This is a genomic window from Streptomyces oceani, assembly GCF_001751245.1.
Lineage (GTDB): Bacteria > Actinomycetota > Actinomycetes > Streptomycetales > Streptomycetaceae > Streptomyces > Streptomyces oceani.
Map to the genome: position 1 here is coordinate 50,447 of NZ_LJGU01000137.1, position 18,971 is coordinate 69,417.

At 71.5% G+C, this 18,971-nt stretch carries 17 protein-coding genes and 1 pseudogene; 15 read left to right on the plus strand and 3 right to left on the minus strand.

The features are described 5' to 3' along the window. Positions 1-148: 148 nt before the first annotated feature. Positions 149-844, plus strand: coding sequence for an HAD family hydrolase (locus tag AN216_RS19700; RefSeq protein ID WP_070198093.1), 696 nt, complete (start codon positions 149-151; stop codon positions 842-844). 62 nt (positions 845-906) lie between these two features. On the opposite strand, the gene AN216_RS19705 is transcribed toward AN216_RS19700, so the two are convergent. From AN216_RS19705 to AN216_RS19715, 3 genes are all read right to left on the minus strand, one after another. Further along, positions 907-2,517: a bifunctional phosphatase PAP2/diacylglycerol kinase family protein gene (locus tag AN216_RS19705; protein WP_070198029.1), complete on the minus strand. Its 1,611-nt coding sequence runs from the start codon at positions 2,515-2,517 to the stop codon at positions 907-909. Positions 2,518-3,107: 590 nt separating this feature from the next. After that, positions 3,108-5,489 carry an ABC transporter permease gene (locus AN216_RS19710; RefSeq protein WP_070198030.1) on the minus strand — a complete coding sequence of 794 codons (2,382 nt, stop codon included), beginning with the start codon at positions 5,487-5,489 and terminating at the stop codon, positions 3,108-3,110. Continuing rightward, complete coding sequence (locus AN216_RS19715) at positions 5,489-6,256, minus strand: ABC transporter ATP-binding protein (RefSeq protein ID WP_070198094.1); 768 nt, start codon at positions 6,254-6,256, stop codon at positions 5,489-5,491. The genes AN216_RS19710 and AN216_RS19715 overlap by 1 nt, the downstream gene beginning before the upstream one ends. A gap of 110 nt (positions 6,257-6,366) precedes the next feature. Between AN216_RS19715 and AN216_RS19720 the strand changes: the two genes are divergently transcribed. The 14 genes and pseudogenes from AN216_RS19720 to AN216_RS31105 form a co-directional block, all read left to right on the plus strand. Further along, on the plus strand, positions 6,367-7,587 hold the full coding sequence (locus AN216_RS19720; protein WP_070198031.1) for a sensor histidine kinase: 1,221 nt from the start codon (positions 6,367-6,369) through the stop codon (positions 7,585-7,587). Then, positions 7,572-8,219, plus strand: a complete 648-nt coding sequence (locus AN216_RS19725; protein WP_070198032.1) for a response regulator — start codon at positions 7,572-7,574, stop codon at positions 8,217-8,219. The genes AN216_RS19720 and AN216_RS19725 overlap by 16 nt, the downstream gene beginning before the upstream one ends. 80 nt (positions 8,220-8,299) lie before the next feature. Next, positions 8,300-8,500, plus strand: a complete 201-nt coding sequence (locus AN216_RS19730; RefSeq protein ID WP_070198033.1) for a hypothetical protein — start codon at positions 8,300-8,302, stop codon at positions 8,498-8,500. A 279-nt stretch (positions 8,501-8,779) separates the two neighbouring features. Next, positions 8,780-10,267: an oxidoreductase gene (locus AN216_RS29760; RefSeq protein WP_476755931.1), complete on the plus strand. Its 1,488-nt coding sequence runs from the start codon at positions 8,780-8,782 to the stop codon at positions 10,265-10,267. After that, positions 10,174-10,911: an NAD(P)/FAD-dependent oxidoreductase gene (locus AN216_RS29765; protein WP_212732730.1), complete on the plus strand. Its 738-nt coding sequence runs from the start codon at positions 10,174-10,176 to the stop codon at positions 10,909-10,911. Before AN216_RS29760 ends, AN216_RS29765 begins: the two co-directional genes overlap by 94 nt. A 296-nt stretch (positions 10,912-11,207) precedes the next feature. Beyond that, positions 11,208-12,302 (plus strand): class I SAM-dependent methyltransferase, encoded by a 1,095-nt coding sequence (locus AN216_RS19740; RefSeq protein ID WP_070198034.1) that lies wholly within the window; start codon positions 11,208-11,210, stop codon positions 12,300-12,302. After that, positions 12,299-12,613, plus strand: a complete 315-nt coding sequence (locus AN216_RS19745) for a nitrile hydratase subunit beta (protein WP_244502537.1) — start codon at positions 12,299-12,301, stop codon at positions 12,611-12,613. Before AN216_RS19740 ends, AN216_RS19745 begins: the two co-directional genes overlap by 4 nt. Then, positions 12,610-13,065 carry a nuclear transport factor 2 family protein gene (locus tag AN216_RS19750; protein WP_070198036.1) on the plus strand — a complete coding sequence of 152 codons (456 nt, stop codon included), beginning with the start codon at positions 12,610-12,612 and terminating at the stop codon, positions 13,063-13,065. The genes AN216_RS19745 and AN216_RS19750 overlap by 4 nt, the downstream gene beginning before the upstream one ends. Beyond that, positions 13,062-14,171, plus strand: a complete 1,110-nt coding sequence (locus tag AN216_RS19755; protein WP_070198037.1) for an ABC transporter substrate-binding protein — start codon at positions 13,062-13,064, stop codon at positions 14,169-14,171. Before AN216_RS19750 ends, AN216_RS19755 begins: the two co-directional genes overlap by 4 nt. A gap of 37 nt (positions 14,172-14,208) precedes the next feature. Beyond that, complete coding sequence (locus tag AN216_RS19760) at positions 14,209-15,039, plus strand: ABC transporter ATP-binding protein (RefSeq protein ID WP_070198038.1); 831 nt, start codon at positions 14,209-14,211, stop codon at positions 15,037-15,039. A 10-nt stretch (positions 15,040-15,049) separates the two neighbouring features. After that, on the plus strand, positions 15,050-15,949 hold the full coding sequence (locus AN216_RS19765; protein WP_079166770.1) for an ABC transporter permease: 900 nt from the start codon (positions 15,050-15,052) through the stop codon (positions 15,947-15,949). Next, the gene (locus tag AN216_RS19770; protein ID WP_070198039.1) at positions 15,946-16,695 is read left to right on the plus strand and encodes an SDR family NAD(P)-dependent oxidoreductase; all 750 of its coding nucleotides are present in this window, start codon (positions 15,946-15,948) and stop codon (positions 16,693-16,695) included. Before AN216_RS19765 ends, AN216_RS19770 begins: the two co-directional genes overlap by 4 nt. A 31-nt stretch (positions 16,696-16,726) precedes the next feature. Next, entirely contained in the window at positions 16,727-18,118 is a 1,392-nt protein-coding gene (locus AN216_RS19775) for a M20/M25/M40 family metallo-hydrolase (protein WP_070198040.1), read from the plus strand. Positions 18,119-18,219: 101 nt separating this feature from the next. Next, positions 18,220-18,882: pseudogene (locus tag AN216_RS31105) on the plus strand (alpha/beta fold hydrolase); the annotation flags it as partial. Positions 18,883-18,971: the final 89 nt, after the last annotated feature.

The window sequence follows — 18,971 nt, forward strand, 5'->3', positions numbered from 1 at the left end:
GGTGGACGTTAGCAGCCGGACCGGGCGGCGTCGCCGGCGCGTGTGCGAGCGGACACCGTGCGTGGTACGAGGCGCGGAACCCGGGATGCCCGGCGGCGGAGCGACGACCGGTGCGACCGGCACGGGAGACGCCTGGCAGCCTGGGGGCATGAGTCTTCCCGCGTCGCCCGCCGTGCTCCTGGACCTGGACGGGACCCTGGTGGACAGTGAGCCGCACTACTTCACGGCCACCCGGCTCCTCCTCGCCGAGCACGGGGTGCCGGACTTCAGCTGGGAGGAACACACCTCCTTCATCGGGATCGGCACCCACGAGACCGTACGCACCCTCCGCGAGAGGTACGGAATCGCCGCCCCCGCGGCCGAACTGCTCGCCCGGAAGAACGCCCACTACCTCCGCCTCGCGGGCGGCTCCAGCGAGGTCTTCCCCGCCATGCGGCGGCTCGTCGAGCTGCTGCACGCCGCCTGTCTGCCGCTCGCCGTCGCCTCCGGCTCCTCCCCCGCGGCCATCGACGCCGCCCTCGCCGGCACGCCGCTGGACGGTCTGCTGCCGCTCCGGGTCTCCGCGGAGGAGGTGGCCCGGGGCAAGCCCGAGCCGGACGTGCTGCTCGCCGCCGCCCGTAGGCTGGACGTCACGCCGGCCGACTGTGTGGTGCTGGAGGACGCGCCGCCGGGGGTGGAGGCGGCCCGGCGGGCCGGGATGCGCTGCCTCGCGGTGCCCTACCTCGCGCACTGGGCGACCGATCCGGCGGTCGCCTCGGCCGGGCTGGTCTTCGCCGGCGGCCAGCGGGAGTTCGACGTGGACCGGGCGTACGCGTGGATACGCGAGCCCGGATCCGTACTCTGAGCCGGGCCCGCGGGAGCGGGACACCGCATGCCAGGGCCACGGCCGCTCCCGGCGTCGGGGGCTCAGCGCCGCAGCGGCCGGTACACGGTGAGCGCCTCGTGCCGTTTGTCCAGGAACAACTCGCGCGGCGCCGCGGCGATCTCGCCGTCGTAGGCCAGCAGCGTGCCCGCCGGTATGTCGCTGATCCGCAGGCGTCGCAAGCGCGTGGCGTGGTGCACGGGTGACCGGTCCACCACGCTGGTGAGCGCGGCGACGAACAGCCTGGTGCGGGCCCATCGTCCGCCGTGCACCACCCGGACGTCGAGCAGACCGTCCGCCAGGTCGTGCCGCCGCACCGGCGCCAGGCCGAAGCCGCGGTAGGCGCAGTTGCCCACGAACAGTTGCCACAGGGGCTGTTGCCTGCCGCCCAGTCCGGCCTCCACCGTACGGTCCGTACGCAGCACCCGCAGGGCGGCGAGGATACCGGCGGGCCAGGCGCCCACGCGGGTGGCCCAGCGCTCCCGGATGCGGACGAGTTCGGGATACGAGCCCAGGCTGAAGGTGTTGACGAAGACGCCGGAGGTACCTTCCTCGTCGGCCGGTTGTGGGCCCGATCCTCGCGGGACGGCGGTGAACCGCGCGAGGTCGACGGCGACCGCGTCTCCGTCAACCACCGCACGGCAGGCGTCCTCTGGGGTGTCGATGCCGAGGTCGTGGGCGAAGTGGTTGCGGGTCCCCCCGGGGAAGACCACGAGGGGAAGCCCGTGCCGCACGGCGATCGGCGCGGCCGTGTTGATCGTGCCGTCGCCACCGACCACGCCGAGTGCCCCGCCGAGCTCGGACGCCCGTACCGCCGCCGCGGGCAACTCGCGGCCCAGCGCGCCCTCCACGGGTTCGCAGCGGACGATCTCGGCCTCCGGCAGTCGAGCGCGCACCGTGGCCAGGGCCGGCGGATCGGTGACACTCGTCCGCGCCGCCGCGCCGGGCGACTCGGTGAGCCGCTGCCCGGAGGTGGGGTTGACCACCAGGACCAGCCCCCGGCCCTCGACGAGCGCCGGGGCGTCGGCCAACGGACGGGCAGGTGGTGGAAGTTGGCCGCGGCTGGGCGCGACGCCGCGTACCGCGAGGGCCGCCCCCACTCCGAGTGCCGCGCCGGCGAGGACATCGCCCGGATAGTGCGCGCCGGTGTACACGCGGGAGAACGCCACGGTCGCGGCGAGCGGGGCGACGAGCGCTCCCCAGCGGGGTGACTCCAGCGCGAGCCCGGTCGCGAACGCCGCGGCCGAGGCGGCGTGCCCGGACGGGAAGGAGGTGGTGACCGGCGGCGGGCTCAGCCGTCGGATCACCGGCACGGCGTCCGTCAACGGGCGGGCACGGCGTACGGCTCCCTTCCCCAGGGTGTTCACCGTGGCGGAGGCGAGAGCGAGCGAGGCCAGCCCGCGTACGGCGGCACGTCGCGCGCTCGGTTCGCCGGTGGCGGCGATGCCCGCCGCGACGGAGAACCACAGCCCGCCACGGTTCGCCGCCCGGCTCAGCGGCGGCAGGACGCGATCCCCCACCGGCCAGCGCCGACCCGCCAGCCGTTCGAACAGCCCGTGGTCCCAGGCGCGCACCCGGCGGGCGTGTGGGACCCACCGCACGGTGCTGGCCCCGTCGGTGACCTGCGGGTAGAGCCGGTCAGCGAGTGGCTTCATGCTTCTCCTCGAGGAGGGCGTCCGACGGTCCGGGCAGCACGCTACCGGGCGAACGGGTTCCCGCCACGGGCTCCCCGCCTCGGACGGGGCATCACGGCGGACGCCGGGCTCGCGTACGGCGCCACGCCCGCGCTGGCCCGCTCGGCGCCGTACCGGTCGCCGAGCGGGCCCCGGGACGGAGCGCCCCGGACGCGCTCCACCACCGTCACGGCCTCCCGTCGCCGTCACGGACGTCGTCCGCGCCGGCGGCACGGACACGGCTCAACTCCGCCGTGCGTGAAGCGATCCGGACGAGGATCGGCCTCCCTCACCCGCCGTCGTAGCCGCCGCCTTCGAACAGGGCAGCGCGTGCCCGCCACCACAGCGGGTCGACCAGGCGGGCGAACCACTGGGCGCGGGCGGGCGTTGCTGGCCGGCCAGGAGCAGGTCGCGCGGGCGCGGTGCCCGGCGTTCTTCCGAGACGCGGCGCGACTGGAGGCCGAGGCCGGCCCACTGGCGGGGTGACCAACCCATCCTGCGAGTGGCTCGCCGTGAGGGAAGGGGGCGCCCCGGGGGTGATGTTCGAGCCGCCCCGTCCCGGGGAGCACCCCTCACCCTGCTTCTCGGCGCATGGTCTTCCAGGTGACGGCCACGGTTGTGGTGACTGCCAACAGGAGGGAGCCGGTGATCGCGGCGGCGACGGTGCCCGTGTCCAGGTGCAGTCCCACGTCGGTCGAGGTGGCCTGGGAAAGGCCGGAAGCCATGCCGGCGAGAGGCGGAAGCGTCACCAGGACCCCCAGTGCGGCGCCGATCGTCACCACGAGCGTCGTCTCGCCGACGGAGAACATCAGCAACTGCCCTACCGTGCCGCCCGCGGACTTCATCACCGCGAAGTCGCGGCGCCTTCCGTGCGCGGTCACGGCCATGCTGTTGGCGACGGCGATGGCGCTGTAGCCGACGGCGATGACGATGAGCATGCCCGCCAGGGCGTCGGTCAGTCTCGCGTCGGTGTTGTAGTCGTCCAGCGCGTACTCCAGAGCGTCGTGGACGGCCGTTCCGGGGACGACCTCGGTCGGCTTGTGCGCCGCCGGGACGAAGATGTCGTCGGTGAGCGCGGCCGGGTCGTGCGTTCGGACGAGCTCTCGGGATACGACGAAGTCGCCGCGGGCCGGGTCGTCGGGCAGCACGTGAGCGATGCGTAGCTTGACGGTCTTTCCGTCGGCCAGCCGCACCGGGGCCTGCTGCCCCTCCTCCAGGCCCAGCTTGTCGGCCATCCGCTCGCCGAGGACCGCCTGGCCCGGCTTGTCCCAGCGCTCGTCGCGTGATCCGAGCACGTCGATGACGGTGGTCCTGTCGTCCGCGCCGGTGACGAAGGCCCGGGTCGGCAGGGCCGCCTTGCCCACCGGGTTGGCGGCGACGACCTCGTCGGTGTTGCCGGGGGTGCCGTCCGACGTCACGATGAGCTGACCCTCCAGCTTCAGCGCCTCGCTCGCCGGATAGGCCACCCGCATCGTCTCCACCATGCCGCTGAGCAGGACAGCGAACCCGACGGCCGCGATAACGGGAGCGGCCAGCGAAGCCGCGCGCCGCGAGTTGGCACCCATCTCGGCCCGCACCAGCAGCGGCCCAGCCGACCCGGACTTCTGAAACGGTGCGCTCAGCAGGCGACCGACGGGCCCGACGAACACCGGGGCGAGCAGCGCGGTCGCCCCGATCAGTGTCATCGTCGCGAAGATCGCCATGTTCATCCTGCTGTCCGCGGCGGCCGTGGCGGTGCCGACGGCCAGGACGCCGCCGAGTCCCAGGACGGTCAGGCCACTGACCCAACGGACCCGGCCCATGATCCTGTTGGCCCGACCGCTCTCCAGCAGGGCCTCCATGGGGGCGACCTTCGCCGCCATCCGGCTCGCCGCGAAGGCGCCCAGGACGCTGACGCCCACGCCGACCGCCGTCGCGGTGAGCAGCGGCCACGCGGCGACGCTCACCTCCATGCCCGGCGGGGTGACGTCCAGGCTGTCGAGGACGCTCCGCAGGAGCGGGGCGCCGGCGACGCCCGCCAGACAGCCCGCCAGCGAGCCGAGCAGTCCGACAACCGCGGCCTCGCCGAGGACCATGTGGCGCACTTGGCGCGGTGCCGCGCCAATGGTCCGCAGCAGCCCGATCTCGCGCCGGCGCAGCCCCGTGGAGAGCACCAGCATGGAGGCGACCACGAACACCGTGGTGAACAGGCCGAGAACGGTCATGGCCGAGATGAGCTGCGTGCCGAGGAACCGCTTGTGCTCGACGTTCTCGGTTTGCAGGACGGAGCGGCCTTCGCCCGAGACGACGGTGCCCGCGTCGTCGACGACCTTCTTGGCCGCGGCCGCGATGTCACCGGCGGAGCCGCCCTCGTCGGCGAGCAGGCCGATGGTGCTGACTCCGGGTTGCTGCTGCGCGGCGAAGGCGTCACTGAAGTAGTAGCCGGGGCCGTCCACGGTGCCGACGACCTTGAACTCCGTACGGCCGGCGGTGATGTTGACGGTCAGCTCGCTCCCCGCGGGCACCCCGAGGGAACGGTCGACCACGACTTCGTCCGCCTTGACCGGTGCACGACCCGAGACGAGGGAGTGGGGGGCGAGTCGCGCGCTCGCGTAGCCGTGCCCGGAGTCGAGGGTGTCCTCGTCCCCGACGGGCTTGTCGCCGCGGAACGCCTGGGCGTAGAAGGAGCGGTCCACCACCGCCGAGGAGACTCCGGGGAGCGCGCTCAGCTTCTCGAGCAGCGGCTCGGCCTCAGCCTGGCTCCAGGGCACCCGGTCACCGGGGACGCCGTCCTCGGTGACGGCCTGTTCGGGCAGGGCGAGTGCGGCGGTGCCGTCGTAGCGGGGCTGAACCTTGGGGCTGGAGGAATCGTAGATGATCAGGGTTGTCGTGATGAGGGCTACACCGGTCATGACGGCGACGAACGCCCCAAGGAAGCCGGCCCAGCGTTCGCGGATGTTCGCAAGGACCAGCATCACGCCTCCAGCCTGGCCATGTGCGCGGCGATGGAGGCGGCGTTCCGGCTCTCGGGCTCCCTTGACAGCCCGATGCGGTCGGCGACGTGGCCGTCCTTGAGGAACACCACGACGTCCGCGACCGCGGCGGCCAGGGGGTCGTGGGTGACCATGAGCGTGGTCTGGCCTTCCCGGTCCACCAGCATCCGCATCATCCGGAGCACCTCGCGCGAGGTGGTGGTGTCGAGCGCGCCCGTGGGCTCGTCGGCGAAGAGCACGTCGGGGCGGGTGACGAGCGCGCGAGCGAGGGCGACGCGCTGCTGTTGGCCGCCGGAGAGCTCGCCGGGGCGGTGCCCGGCGCGTTCGGCGAGGCCCACCGCGGCGAGTGCCGCGGCGACCTGCTCGTGCCCCACCCGCCGCCCGGCGAAGCGTGAGGGCAGCTCCACGTTCTGTGCCGCGGTCAGCGACACGACCAGATTGAACGCCTGGAAGACGAAGCCGATGTGATCACGGCGCAGTTGGGTGCGCTTCTTCTCGTCCAACCGGCCGATGTCGGTACCGGCGAGCGTGATCTGCCCCTCGGACGGCCGGTCCAGGCCGGCAGCGCACTGCAGCAGTGTCGACTTGCCGGAACCGGAGGGCCCCATGATGGCGGTGAAGGTGCCGGGCGGGAAATCGATGGTGACCCCGTCCAGCGCGGTGACGGAGCGATCGCCCGCGCCGTAGACCTTACGGACGGTCGAGAGTTCTACCGCAGCCCGCGCGGAATCGTGCCTGGTGGTCGTCATGGCGTCCATCGCACCGCACACCGTCGGCGTCCACACTGACCCACGGTCTACACCTCAAGTAGAGCCAGCTCTACCCCGTCACCCACCGGTCTCCGGCTAACGTTCCACGCATGCCTTCCACAACTGCTTGGCAGGCGATGGCACAGAGCCCGCTGAGCTTCCTGACCTCCAGCTGGCCCTGGCGTTCGGTGGCCTACCTGGCAAGCGGTGTCCTGGTCGGGGCGGCCGCCGTCCTGGTGCTCGCCACCGGCCTGGTGGTCGGGGTGATCCTGCTGGTGATCCTGGTCGGAGCGGCCCCGCTGGTCGGTGTGGTGCTGTCCTCGACCTCCGTCGCGACCGTCGAGCGCCATCGGCTCCGGCTGGTCGACCACGACCAGTTGCCCAATCCGCACGGAGAGCCGGCCGCGCCGGGGTTCCGGCCCTGGGTGGCCACCCGGCTCAAGGAGCAGGTCACCTGGCGCGAGCTGGCGTTCACCTTGATCTCCGCGGCCGCGCTGTGGTGGCTGGACCTGTTGGTGCTCGCGTTCGCCTTCGGCTTGCCCGTGCTGACTTTCGAGGCGGTGGACCGGCACACCTGGCCCTGGGCGGTCCTCGGGGCGTTCGTACTGCTGGCCTCGCCGTACACCGTGACGTCCTGGGCGGGCGCGAGAGCCGCGCTCGCGCGAACCTTCCTCGCCCCGCGTGGTGAGGAACTGGGCGACGAACTGCGGGAGGTGCGGGCCTCACAGGTACGGATGCTCGACTCCTTCGACGCCGAACGGACACGCATCGAGCGTGATCTGCACGACGGGGCACAGCAACGGCTCGTGTCGCTGGGGATGTCTCTCGGCCTCATGCGCCTGGACGTCCCCGAGGGTTCGCCGCTGACGGAGCGGCTCACCGAGGCGGAGCGTCAGCTCGCCGCGGCCAACAGGGAACTTCGCAGCCTCGTCAGGGGGCTCAACCCGCCGGTCCTCGCGGATCACGGCCTCGTCGCCGCGCTCCACGACTACGCGAGCAGGTTCCCCGTACCGGTCGCGGTGGACCTCGAGCTGCCGGGCAGGCTCTCGAGGCAACTGGAGGCGAACATCTACTACTTGATCAACGAGGCCATGACCAACATCGCGCGTCACAGCGGTGCCACGCACGCCACGGTGCACGGCCGCTACCACTCGGATCTGCTGATCATCGACATCACTGACGACGGTCACGGTGGTGCAGACCAGTCCGCCGGCAGCGGCCTGACCGGGCTCGCGGACCGGCTCAAGGCGCTCGACGGCCGAATGCGGGTGTCGAGCCCGGTGGGAGGACCCACCCTGCTGCACGTGGAGGTCCCGTGCCACTTCGCCTGATCGTCGCGGAGGACGCCGTCCTGCTGCGGGAGGGCCTTGTCGGCCTGCTACAACGGTTCGGCCATGTCACCGTCGCCGCCGTGAGCGATGCCGACGCCCTCGCCGAGGCCGTACGTGAGGATCCTCCGGACCTGGTCGTCACGGACGTACGAATGCCGCCGGCGAACGGCGACGACGGACTGCGCGCCGCCGTACAGCTGCGTCAGGAGATTCCCGGGCTGCCGGTCCTCGTGCTCAGCCAGTACGTCGAACGCTCGTACGCCATGCGGCTGCTCGACTCGTGCGGCGGCACCGGGGTGGGATACCTGCTGAAGGAACGGGTCGGGGCGGTCACCGAGTTCATGGCGGCGGTCGACCGGGTGGCGGTGGGTGGCGCCGTCGTGGACCCCGAGGTGGTCCGTCAGCTGCTACAGCTGCGCCAGGATCCGTTGGAGAGGCTCAGCGTACGGGAGCGGGAGGTCCTGAGTCTGATGGCCGAGGGACGCTCCAACGCCAACCTGGCTGCGGAGCTGTTCATCAGTGAGGCTGCCGTGAACAAGCACATCGGCAATGTCTTCACCAAACTCGATCTGCCGGTGGACACCGACGGGCATCGCCGCGTTCTGGCGGTTCTGGCTTTCCTACGGACGTAGCCGCCACGTGGCGTGGACGTGCAGCGTATGGCGACCCGCGGGCGGGCGCGTGGGTGCCACGAGGGCTCGGCTGCGTAGCGTTGACCACGAACGACGGGCGGAACGCGGGCGGTCGTACGCCGGACGCCGAATCGGCCGTCAGCAGCGACCGCGTGGAGGTCACCAGCAGTCCTGACGTCCTCGCGGGTACGGCACTCGAAGATCTCGGAAGGCCCGTGCCGGACCTCTCCCCCGCCGCCCGGACAGAGTTCGCCACCGTCGCCGCCCAGCGCGGAACCTGACGCGAGTACCCAGAACCGAACCACCGCTCCCCTGGCCCCGCCGCATGCCGCCTCGTCCGCTCCACGCGTGGGGTAGCGGCGGCCAGTGCGATGAGGCCCGTCCTCCCCTGGCCCTCGGTCTCGCGTGGTCGAGGGCCGGCGCTTCGGCACGTCCGACTCCCCCAGCACATCGGTGGTCTGGCGCGCGATGGTCGGCGATATGCCCGTTTTATCTCCACGGGAAGTTTTTCGCACTGGCTTATTGACGTCCCCACGAAGCCGTCCTAGCGTTCCGTTCACATGAACGACGTTCCACTGATTGGTACGTCGACACGGGTTCTGGGTGTGCAGTCGCCGGGAGGCACCGTGAGCAAGTCCGGTATATCAGTAGTAAGTACGCCTTACCGCCTCGGAGGCGTCGAGGTACGCAACCGCGTCTTCGTTCCGGGGCACACCACCAATTTCGGCCACTCCAACGAACCGACCGACCGGCACGTCCACTACCACGCCGAGCGGGCCCGCGGTGGAGCGGGACTGATCATCACCGAGGCGGTACGGGTCCACCCCACCAGCGCCGGGCGGCACATCAGCCTCGGCTGCTTCGACGACGCCTGTGTTCCGGCGTACGCACGCGTCGTGGAGGCGGTACACGCCGAAGGCGCCCGGATGTTCGCCCAGTTGATGCACGCCGGGCGGCAGGCCGCGGGGGACGCGACCCGAACCGCCTCGTGGTCGCCGGGCACCGAGCCGTGGTCGGGTTCCGCCCAGACGCCACACGCGATGAGCGACGACGATCTCGACGTCACCGTGGCCGCGTTCGGCGCGGCCGCGCGACGGATGGCACGGGCCGGCTTCGACGGGCTCGAGGCGCACCTGGGCCACGGCCACCTGATCCAGCAGTTCCTGTCGCCGTACACCAACCAGCGCACCGACGGGTGGGGCGGGTCGCCCGAGCGACGGCTGCGGCTGGCCCGGGAGGTGCTCCAGAGAGTACGGGAGCAGGCTCCCGACCTGCCGCTGGGCATCCGGGTCAGCGCGGACGAGTTTTTGGAGGGCGGGCTACGTCCGTCGGACGTGCTGGAGATCGTCGCCCGGCTGCGCGCCGACTTCCCGCTGGCGTACGTGCACGTCAGCCACTCCGCGTACCACGGCAGTCGTTCGCTGGCGACGCAGATGGCCGACATGAGCTTCGGACACGCGCCGTTCCGCCAGCACGCGGCGCTGTTCAAGAAGGAGCATCCGGACCTGCCGGTGCTCGCGGTCTGTCGGCTGGACAGCCTGGCCGAGGCCGCGGAGCTGCTGCTGGCGGGCGAGGCGGACCTGGTCGGCCTGGCCCGTCCGCACATCGCCGACCCGCACCTGGTGCGCAAGTACCTCGAGGGCCGGGACGAGGAGACGCACTCCTGTCTGGCCTGCAACCAGGGCTGCGTGGGACGGCTCGAGGCGAGCCTGCCGATCTCCTGTGTAGTCAACCCCGAGGTGGGCGCCGAGCGGGAGTGGAACGCCGTACGGTCCGCCCCGCGCCCACCCGGCCGGATGGTGGGGGTGATCGGTGCCGGTCCCGCCGGGCTGGCCGCGGCGCTCGCCGCCCGGCAGGCGGGCCACGAGGTGACGGTACTGGAAGCCGCGGCGGCGGCCGGCCTGCTGTACNAGCCGCGGCGGCGGCCGGCGGCCAGGCGAACGACGCCGCGGCGGTGCCGGGGCGCGAGCGGCTGGCGCTGCTGGTGGCGGAGCAGTCCGGGAAGGCGGTACGGGCGGGCGTCCGGTTCCGGTTCGGCGAGCGGGTGACCGCGGCCGACCTGTTGGCGGGCGGCCGTTGGGACGGGTTCGACACGGTGGTGATCGCCACCGGTTCGCGCCCCGCCCGTCGCGAACTCCCCGACGGTCCGCCGGTGTTCGACGTACGAGAAGCGGCCCTGCTGGCCGCCGCGCCACCGCCGGAACTCCGCGGCACGGTGGTCGTCCGGGACGACCAGGGTGGCTGGGCGGCGGCCTCGCTGGCCGAGCAGCTGGCCCGACAAGGCGCCCAGGTGCACCTGGTGACCCCGGTGGCCGCGCTGTTCCCCCAGATCACCACCTACTCCCGGCTCGGCCTCACCGCCCGCCTGGGCGAACTCGGCTTCCACGCCCGCCTGCTGCGCGAGGTGAGCGGGGCGACCGGGCAGACGGTGCGGCTGCGCGACACCCTGAGCGGCCGACACGAGTCCCTGACCGGTGTCACCGCCGTCGTGGACGCCGGACGGCCGAGCGCCGTGGATGATCTCCACCGCGCTCTGGAACGGGCGAACGGCGCCCCGACCGTCCTGATCGCCGGGGACGCCAACGCTCCCCGAACCCTGCTGGAAGCCGTCTACGAGGGCCGGATGACCGGCACCTTCCACACCGAGAGCACCCACGCGGCCACGCTGCTCCAGGCCGCCGCCCCGCACTGACCCGGGTACGCCCGCCGCACACCGTCCCCACCGCTCGCGGTCACCGCGGGCGATCCGAGACCGCAGCACCCGCCGGCTCCGCCATCCCACGGCACCGGCCCACCCGTCGCCGACCGCCACCGCGCACACCCAGCCCGGTGCCGACGGCTTCAGCAGACATCCCCGCCGGGCACCCGCGCCGGTTCGCGCCGCCGATCCGCCATGACACCGCGTGCCCCGGCACGCCGTACCACCAGGTCCGTACGCGGTACGAGCGGTCCACGCCCGCTCCGCATCCGAAGGTGAGGAAGCATCACATGATCGACATCGAACAGCAGTTGACCCTGGACGAGCGTTCATCCGTGGACTTCATCCTGACCCTGCGCAAGAAGTGGGCCGGCGAGGTCTACCCCGCGCTGGTCGAGGAGTACACCGCGACCGGCGCGCCCGCCGACACGGTCGGCGAGGCGGAGAACCGGCTGCGGGAACTCAGCCTCTACCCGTGGTTCAGCCACCTGGAGCGCGTGCAGCAGAAGATGCTGTGGAAGACGGCCGGCGACGCCGTCTTCCACCGTCGGGAGGTCCTGCTGGCCCAGTTGGAGACCTCCCCGGAGCGGCGGCTGGGCTCGCTGAGCCTGAACCCGGACGTCGAACTCCCCGGCTGGTACACCGACTTCGACATCCACATCCAGCCCGGTGGCTTCCACACCGACGATCTGTCCGCCTACGTCTACGAGTTCGGTGCCCGCATCGTGATGCTGCGGGACAACGACGGCTACAAGTTCCACAAGCTCTTCGCCGAGACCGCGCTGCCCGACCGTGCCTCCACCTCCCGGGTGGTCGACATCGGCTGTGGCTTCGGCAAGAGCACCCGCCCGCTGGCGCTGCGCTACCCGGACGCCGAGGTCATCGGCCTGGACCTGGCCGGCCCCGGGCTGCGACTGGCCCACGCCGAGGCCGAGGCCGAGGAGGTGGCCATCCGCTACGTCCAGGCCGACGGACGGGACACCGAGCTGGAGAGCGGTTCCTGCGACGTGGTCACCGGCACGATGGTGCTGCACGAGATGCCCGCCAAGGCCGTACGGGAGACCATCCGCGAGGCGGCGCGACTACTGCGGCCCGGCGGGTCGCTGCGCTTCCTGGAGTTCCAGCCGACCGGCGAGCCGTTCCGCGACGCCACCATCTTCGAGCACGCCGAGCGGAACAACGAGCCCTTCTTCCACGACCTGTTCGGCGCCGACCTGACGGCCGTGTGTGCCGAGGCCGGACTCACCGACGCCTCCTGGGCCCCCTTCGACGAGCGCCGGGACGGCGTACGCGAGGACGGCTGGGGCGACCGGCGCGAATGGCACTTCCCGTGGGCGGTCCTCTCCGCCGAGAAGCCCGAGAAGCCCGAGAAGACGGAGGCATGATGAGCGACGAGTTCGACTACTTCGACGACCCCCGCATCGGCCGACTGCTGGACCTCGTGCTCCAGCTCAACACCGAGGTCCACGTGGTCAACCAGCGTCTGCGGGCGACGGAGGCGCTGCTCGTACGGCACGGCGTGCTCACCGACGGGGAGCTGGACCACTTCACGCCCAGTGCGCAGGAGCAGCGGGTGCTGGACGACCAGCGCGAGGCCGTGGCCGGCCGGTTGGCGGCCATTCTGGCCGAGTCGGGCCCGGCCGAGCATCCGCTGCGTGAGCAGTGGACCGCCCGCCTCACGGAGCGCGCCGGATGACCGCGGCACCACCGGCGGACCGCGTGGCGCTGGTCGACCGCTACCTCCAGTGTTGCGAGGACCGCGAACTCGACGAGGCCCAGCGGCTGCTGGCGACCGACGCCGTTCTCGTCTTCCCCGGCGGCCGGCGCTACGCCTCCCTCGTCGCGATGGCCCGGGAGGCGGCCGGCGCGTACCGGTGGGTCCGTAAGCACCGCGACCGGTACTTCCAGGCGCCGCTGGCGGACGGGGACACCGCGGTGACCTCGCTCGGCACGCTCTACGGCGAGGACCTCGCGGGCCGTCCCTTCGACGGGGTGCGGTACGTCGACGTCTTCGTCGTCCGCGCCGGCCGCATCAGTGAACAGCACGTCTACAACGACCTCGCCCTCGCTGACCTCGCCCTCGCTGATCTCGCGAGCGCTTCAGGAACCAACGATCCACCCTCCTCCCGAACGAGGTACCGGCCATGAACCGAACTCTCAAACTGAGCACCGCCCTGGTCGCCGTGCTAGGGCTCGCCAGCGTCACGGCCTGCGGTGCGGGCAGCGCCTCCGATTCCGGCAACGGCTCTTCCACGGTGGACTTCGCGATCGCCTCCGCGGTGCTCGGCCCCAAGGAGGAAGTGGCCACCTACGCGGTCGGCAAGGAGCAGGGTTTCCTGAAGGAGGCCAATCTGAAGGTCTCCACCAGCAACGCCGACGGATCGACGGCCGCGCTGCAGGCCCTCGCCTCCGGAAGCGCCGACATCACCGCGGCCGACCTGGGGGCGGTGCTCGCGGCTCGTGAGAAGGGCGTACCGGTGAAGGCCGTCGGCGGGCTCGTGCAGCACTGGCCCTGGAGGGTGGCCGTTCCGCCGGGTAGCGACATCAAGAGCGCGAAGGACCTCAAGGGGAGCAAGATCGGTGTGATCTCCCTGGCGTCCGGTTCAGCGATGTACGCCCGGGCCTACGTCCGTAACGCCGGCCTCGACCCGGAGAAGGACGTGGACCTCCTGCCGGTCGGCGTGGGTGCCCAGGCGGCGAGCTCACTCAAGGACGGCAAGGTCGACGCGCTCGCCCTCTACACCCAGGCGTACACCACGATCGAGAACAACGGCACCGAGTACCGCTACCTCAGTAACCCCGGAATGTTCGACGGCATTCGCTCCATCACCTTCGCGGTGCGCGAGGACGCGGTCGACAAGAAGCGGGACCTTCTGGTGCGTTACCTCCGGGCCTCCTACCAGGCGATGCTCTTCTCCGCCGTGGCCCCGAAGGCGGCGATGCGCGACGGTTACGCCGCCTTCCCCCAGATTCTCGCGGGCAAGAAGGCAGCCGACCGTATCGAGGACGACACGAGGGTCTTCAAGTCCTGGATGGACACCGCTACTCCCAAGGAGGGCAAGCCCGCCGACATCCGGAACTGGGGCGCCATCAGCGACCGGGAGTGGGAGAGGACCGTGGACTACACCAAGGAGTCGGGCCAGATCAAGAACGACGTCACGCGCGAGGACGCCTGGGACGGGAGCCTCCTGAGGGAGGCCAACGACTTCGACGCCAAGGCCGTGATCGCCAAGGCGCGGAACGCCGCCGAGTAGTCCCACCGACCCTTTGACACTCAACAAAGGACCCAGCATGGCCATGAAGACGCTAGGACGCCAGCCTGCCACCGCGGCGCGGCAGGGGGCCGACGAGGACTCCTGGATCGAGGTCGCCGATCTGCGGAAGGTCTATACTCCGCGCCGGTCCGAACCGACCACCGCGCTCCAGGACATCGACTTCCAGGTACGCCGTGGCGAGTTCATCTCCGTCGTTGGTCCCTCCGGCTGTGGCAAGACGACGCTGCTGAAGATTCTGGCCGGGCTCATCCCGTACGGCGAGGGCGCGGTACGGGTCGCGGGCCGCGACGTCGACGGGCCCATGCCGGAGATCGGCATGGTTTTCCAGGAAGCGACGCTACTGCCCTGGCGCACCATCCTGCAGAACGTGATGGTCCCGGTCGAGGTGCAGGGCCTCAGTCGGGACGCGCACCGCGCGCAGGCCCGGAAGCTGCTGGAGATGGTCGGGCTGGACGGTTTCGAGGAGCAGTATCCGTCCCAGCTCAGCGGGGGTATGCAGCAGCGCGCCGGCATCTGCCGGGCGCTGGTGCACGACCCCGCGGTGTTGTTGATGGACGAGCCGTTCGGCGCGCTGGACGCGATGACGCGGGAGTACATGAACGTCGAACTGCTACGGATCTGGCAACAGAGCGGGCAGACCATCGTGCTCGTCACCCACTCGATCCCGGAGGCGGTGTTCCTGTCCGACCGGGTCATCGTGCTCACCCCGCGACCTGGCCGGATCGCCGAGGTCATCGACATCGAGATGGACCGCCCGCGTGAGCTGGGCGCGATGTCATCCGACCAGGCCGGGGTCTACGTCGACCGGATACGCCGGTACTTCAACGCCGCCGGCGTGATGGACTGAGGAGGCCCGCATGACAGTCACCCAGCCGGAGACCTCCGGCGACGTGTCCAAGAACACCGGAAAGACCGGCAGGACCGGCAAGAGCGCCGGAAAGGGGCCAGGGGCTTCCGCAGCGGCCCGCCGTCGGCGCTTCGACCTTCGCGAGCGTCCCGAACTCGTCCTCGTCCCCGGGGTGTTCGTGGTGGTCGTGGTCCTGTGGGAGTTCGCGCTGCGTCCCCTGGGCATCGACGAGTACGTCCTGCCCCGGCCCTCCCAGATCGCCGCGGCGCTCCAGACCCAGCTGAGCGATCCGATGTTCTGGACGCACTTCCAAGTGACCCTGCAGGAGGCGCTCGTCGGCTACGTGATCGGCGTCGCGGCAGCGTTGCTACTGGGCACGGCGATCTCCCAGATACGTCTGGTGGAGCGGACGTTCATGCCGTACATCGTGGCCTTCCAGACCGTGCCGAAGGTGGCGCTGGCCCCGCTGTTCGTCGTCTGGTTCGGCTTCGGCATGACCAGCAAGATCGTCATGGCCGCGGTGATCGCCTTCTTCCCGATGCTGGTCAACGTCGTCGAGGGACTGCGTTCCGCCGACGCCGACCGAATCCAGATGCTGAAGGTGTTCGGCGCCGGACGCTTCCAGGTGTTCCGGATGGTGCGGCTGCCCAGCGCGCTGCCGTTCATCTTCGCCGGACTGGACATCGGGATCGTCTTCGCCGTCCTGGGCGCCGTGGTCGGCGAGTTCATCGGCGCCAAGGAAGGACTTGGTTATCTGCTGCTCCAGACCAACTACAACTTCGACATCGCCGGCATGTTCGCCGTGCTGATCGTGCTGTCGGTGGTGGGGCTGCTCGCCCACATGCTCATCCGCCTGCTGCAACGAAAGATCGCGTTCTGGGCGGAGGAGAACCAGGTGATCGCGTCATGACCGACGACCCGCACCGGTTCGACGGCCGTACCGCACTGGTCACCGGAGCCGCACGCGGCATCGGGGCCCGGGTGGCCGGGCTGCTGGCCGACTGCGGCTGTGCGGTGGCCTGCGCGGACGCGGCCGATCCGGCCGGCTGGGACCTCCCCACCGGCCCGGGCCACACGGCGCACCGAGCGGACGTCACCCGCACCGCCGACTGCGAGCGGCTGATCGACGAGGTGCGCGCGGCCCACGGGCGACTGGATCACTTGGTCCACTGCGCGGCGATCGTACGCCGAGGGCCCGCCGCGACCACCGAGGACGCCGACTTCACCGAGGTCCTGGACGTCAACCTCACCGGTACGTTCCGGGTCACCCGGGCCGCGTACCCGGCGCTCGTCGCGGCGCCGGACGCCTCGGTGGTCACGCTAGGCTCCACCAACGGCAGCGTCGCGGTGGCCGACTCGGTCGGCTACTGCGTCAGCAAGGCCGGGGTGATGCACCTGAGCCGGGTGCTGGCCCTGGAGTGGGCCTCCGCCGGCATCCGGGTCAACTCCGTCGCCCCGACCATCGTGCCCACCTCGATGACCAGCGACGTGCGGGCCGACCCCGCCTACATGGCCGCGAAGCTGGCGTCCATCCCGCTGGGCCGTCCGGTCTCCGAGACCGAGGTGGCCCAGGCAGTGACCTTCCTGCTCTCCCCCGCATCCGCCATGACGACCGGCCAGGTGCTGTTCGTGGACGGCGGAGCCACCATCCACTGACGCCCCGCGTCACCCGAGGAGACGAAGACCGATGAACCAGCCCGACACCACAGCGGCGTTGGAGGCAGTGGACCGGCACTTCGACGAGTTCGTCGAGGAACTCCAGGCCCTCTGCCGCATCCGCAGCCGCCGCCAGGAACCCGACCACATGCGGGAGACCGCCGACTTCCTCGCCGGCTCCCTGCACCGCTGGGGCGGCACCGGCGAGGTCATCCCCTGGACGGACTCCCATCCGTACGTCCTCGGTGAGATCCCCGGTGACCATCCGCGAGGCCGCGCGCTGCTGCACTTCAACCACTACGACGTGGAGGTCGAGCCGACCGGCGATGACGACGCCTGGATCAGCCCGCCCTACGCCGCCGAGATCCACGACGGCCGGCTCTACGCCCGCGGTGTCGCCGACGACAAGGGCGCCCTGCTCTCCCGGGTGCACGCCGCGGCGGCCTGGCGGCTGGCGGGCCAACAGCCGCCGGTCACCACGCGCTACATCATGGAGGGCAAGCAGTGGCTGCACAGCCCCGGACTCGGCTCCTTCGTGACGGCGCACGCCGACCGGCTGGTCGCGGACGCCGCGCTGTGGGAGAACTCCTGGACCGACGACCAGGGGCGTCCGCTGCTCAAGCTGGGCGAGAAGGGCGTGCTCTACCTGCGGCTGACGGCCCGCACCCTGAACCGTGAGGTCACCAGCCAGAACACCGCGCTGCTCCCGGCCGCGACCGCCCGCCTGGCCGCGGCCCTGGCCTGCCTGCAGGAGCCGGACGGCACCGTACGGGTGGACGGGTTCGCCGCGGACGCGCGCGTGCCCACCGCGCGCGAGGAGGAGATGCTGCGGGCACTGCCCTTCCCCGGCGACTACGTACGGGACCGGGCCGGCGTGGGCTCCTTCCTCGGCGGGCTGGACGACGCGGCGGCGGCCGTCGCGATCCGCACCCGGCCCACGCTCACCGTCACCGGCGTCGAGAGCGGGGACAATCGGGACGACGTGACGCTGGGCATCCCCGCCAGCGCCACCGCCAAGCTGGAGGTACGGCTGATCGCCGGCCAGGAGCCGGAGAAGGTCGCCGCCCTGCTGCGCACCCACCTGGACGCGCACGGCTTCGGCGACCTCACGCTGGACACGATGGCGAGCAGCCACCCCCATCTCACGGACCACCGCGACCCGTTCGTCGACCTGGTCGCGGACGCGGCCCGGCGGGCCTACGGCGCCGAGCCGGTGGTCGAGCCGTACACCCAGTGGATAGGGAACCAGGGCGTGCTGACCGGGCTGCCGATCGTCGGTGTCGGCGTCTCCCGAGCCGACGCGGGCATCGACGGGCCGAACGAGCACATCGGCCTGGAGGACTACCGGGACGGCGTCAAGCACGTGATCGAAGTGATGGCCGCGCTGGCCGAGGCCCCCGTACGGGAGGCGGACCGGACATGACCACCGATCTCAGGGGCCGCAGCGACCGCGGGTACCTGCGTCTGCCGTGGGGGCAGGTGCACTACCGGCAGGCCGGCCCCACCGACGCCCCTACGCTGTTGATGCTGCACCAGTCCCCGCTGTCCTCGGCGACCTACGAACCGGTCCTGGCTCCGCTCGCCAAGCGTGGCGTACGGGCGATCGCGGTGGACACTCCAGGCTTCGGGATGTCCGACCCGGCACCCGAGCCGTGGTCGGTGGAGCGGTACGCCGAGGCGGTGTGGCAGATCTCCGACGCGCTCGGGCTGGACCGGGTGCACCTGCTGGGTCAGCACACCGGCGCGGTGTTCGCGCTGGCGGCCACGCTGCGGGACCGGGACCGGGTGCGCGGGCTGGTGTTCCAGGGCATCCCCGTCTACTCGGACGAGGAGCGCGCCGCCAAGGCCGCCTCGTACGCCCCCGGTTACACCGTCGACGGCGAGGGCGGGCACCTGCGGACGATCTGGGACCGGATCAGTTGGCTGTACCCGACCCTGGGCGCCGACTCCGTGAGCAGGCAGGTCGCCGAGTACCTCAGCGTCGGCCCCGACTACGGGGTGGCCTACCGGGCGGTCTTCGACCATCCACTGCGTACCGAGGGGGTCGCGGACGTCCCGATCCTGCTGTGTCACGGGAGCGAGGACGTGCTCAACCGGATGAACGCCGAGGTCCAGCGGGCGTTCCCACACGCCCCGCTGGTGGTGTTGCCGGGGGGCACCGACTTCGTCGCGGAGGAGCAACCCGAGGCGTTCGCCGAGGAGGTGGCGAAGCACGTACGGACCCATGCCGCTCCCGGCGAGGCGGTCCCGGCACCAGCGAACGAGCCCGGCGGGTC

Coding starts and splice junctions, on each gene's coding strand:
- AN216_RS19700 (WP_070198093.1), top strand. CDS start 149: ATGAGTCTTCCCGCGTCGCCCGCCGTGCTCCTGGACCTGGACGGGACC.
- AN216_RS19705 (WP_070198029.1), bottom strand. CDS start 2,517: ATGAAGCCACTCGCTGACCGGCTCTACCCGCAGGTCACCGACGGGGCC.
- AN216_RS19710 (WP_070198030.1), bottom strand. CDS start 5,489: ATGCTGGTCCTTGCGAACATCCGCGAACGCTGGGCCGGCTTCCTTGGG.
- AN216_RS19715 (WP_070198094.1), bottom strand. CDS start 6,256: ATGACGACCACCAGGCACGATTCCGCGCGGGCTGCGGTAGAACTCTCG.
- AN216_RS19720 (WP_070198031.1), top strand. CDS start 6,367: ATGCCTTCCACAACTGCTTGGCAGGCGATGGCACAGAGCCCGCTGAGC.
- AN216_RS19740 (WP_070198034.1), top strand. CDS start 11,208: ATGATCGACATCGAACAGCAGTTGACCCTGGACGAGCGTTCATCCGTG.
- AN216_RS19745 (WP_244502537.1), top strand. CDS start 12,299: ATGATGAGCGACGAGTTCGACTACTTCGACGACCCCCGCATCGGCCGA.
- AN216_RS19750 (WP_070198036.1), top strand. CDS start 12,610: ATGACCGCGGCACCACCGGCGGACCGCGTGGCGCTGGTCGACCGCTAC.
- AN216_RS19755 (WP_070198037.1), top strand. CDS start 13,062: ATGAACCGAACTCTCAAACTGAGCACCGCCCTGGTCGCCGTGCTAGGG.
- AN216_RS19760 (WP_070198038.1), top strand. CDS start 14,209: ATGGCCATGAAGACGCTAGGACGCCAGCCTGCCACCGCGGCGCGGCAG.
- AN216_RS19765 (WP_079166770.1), top strand. CDS start 15,050: ATGACAGTCACCCAGCCGGAGACCTCCGGCGACGTGTCCAAGAACACC.
- AN216_RS19770 (WP_070198039.1), top strand. CDS start 15,946: ATGACCGACGACCCGCACCGGTTCGACGGCCGTACCGCACTGGTCACC.
- AN216_RS19775 (WP_070198040.1), top strand. CDS start 16,727: ATGAACCAGCCCGACACCACAGCGGCGTTGGAGGCAGTGGACCGGCAC.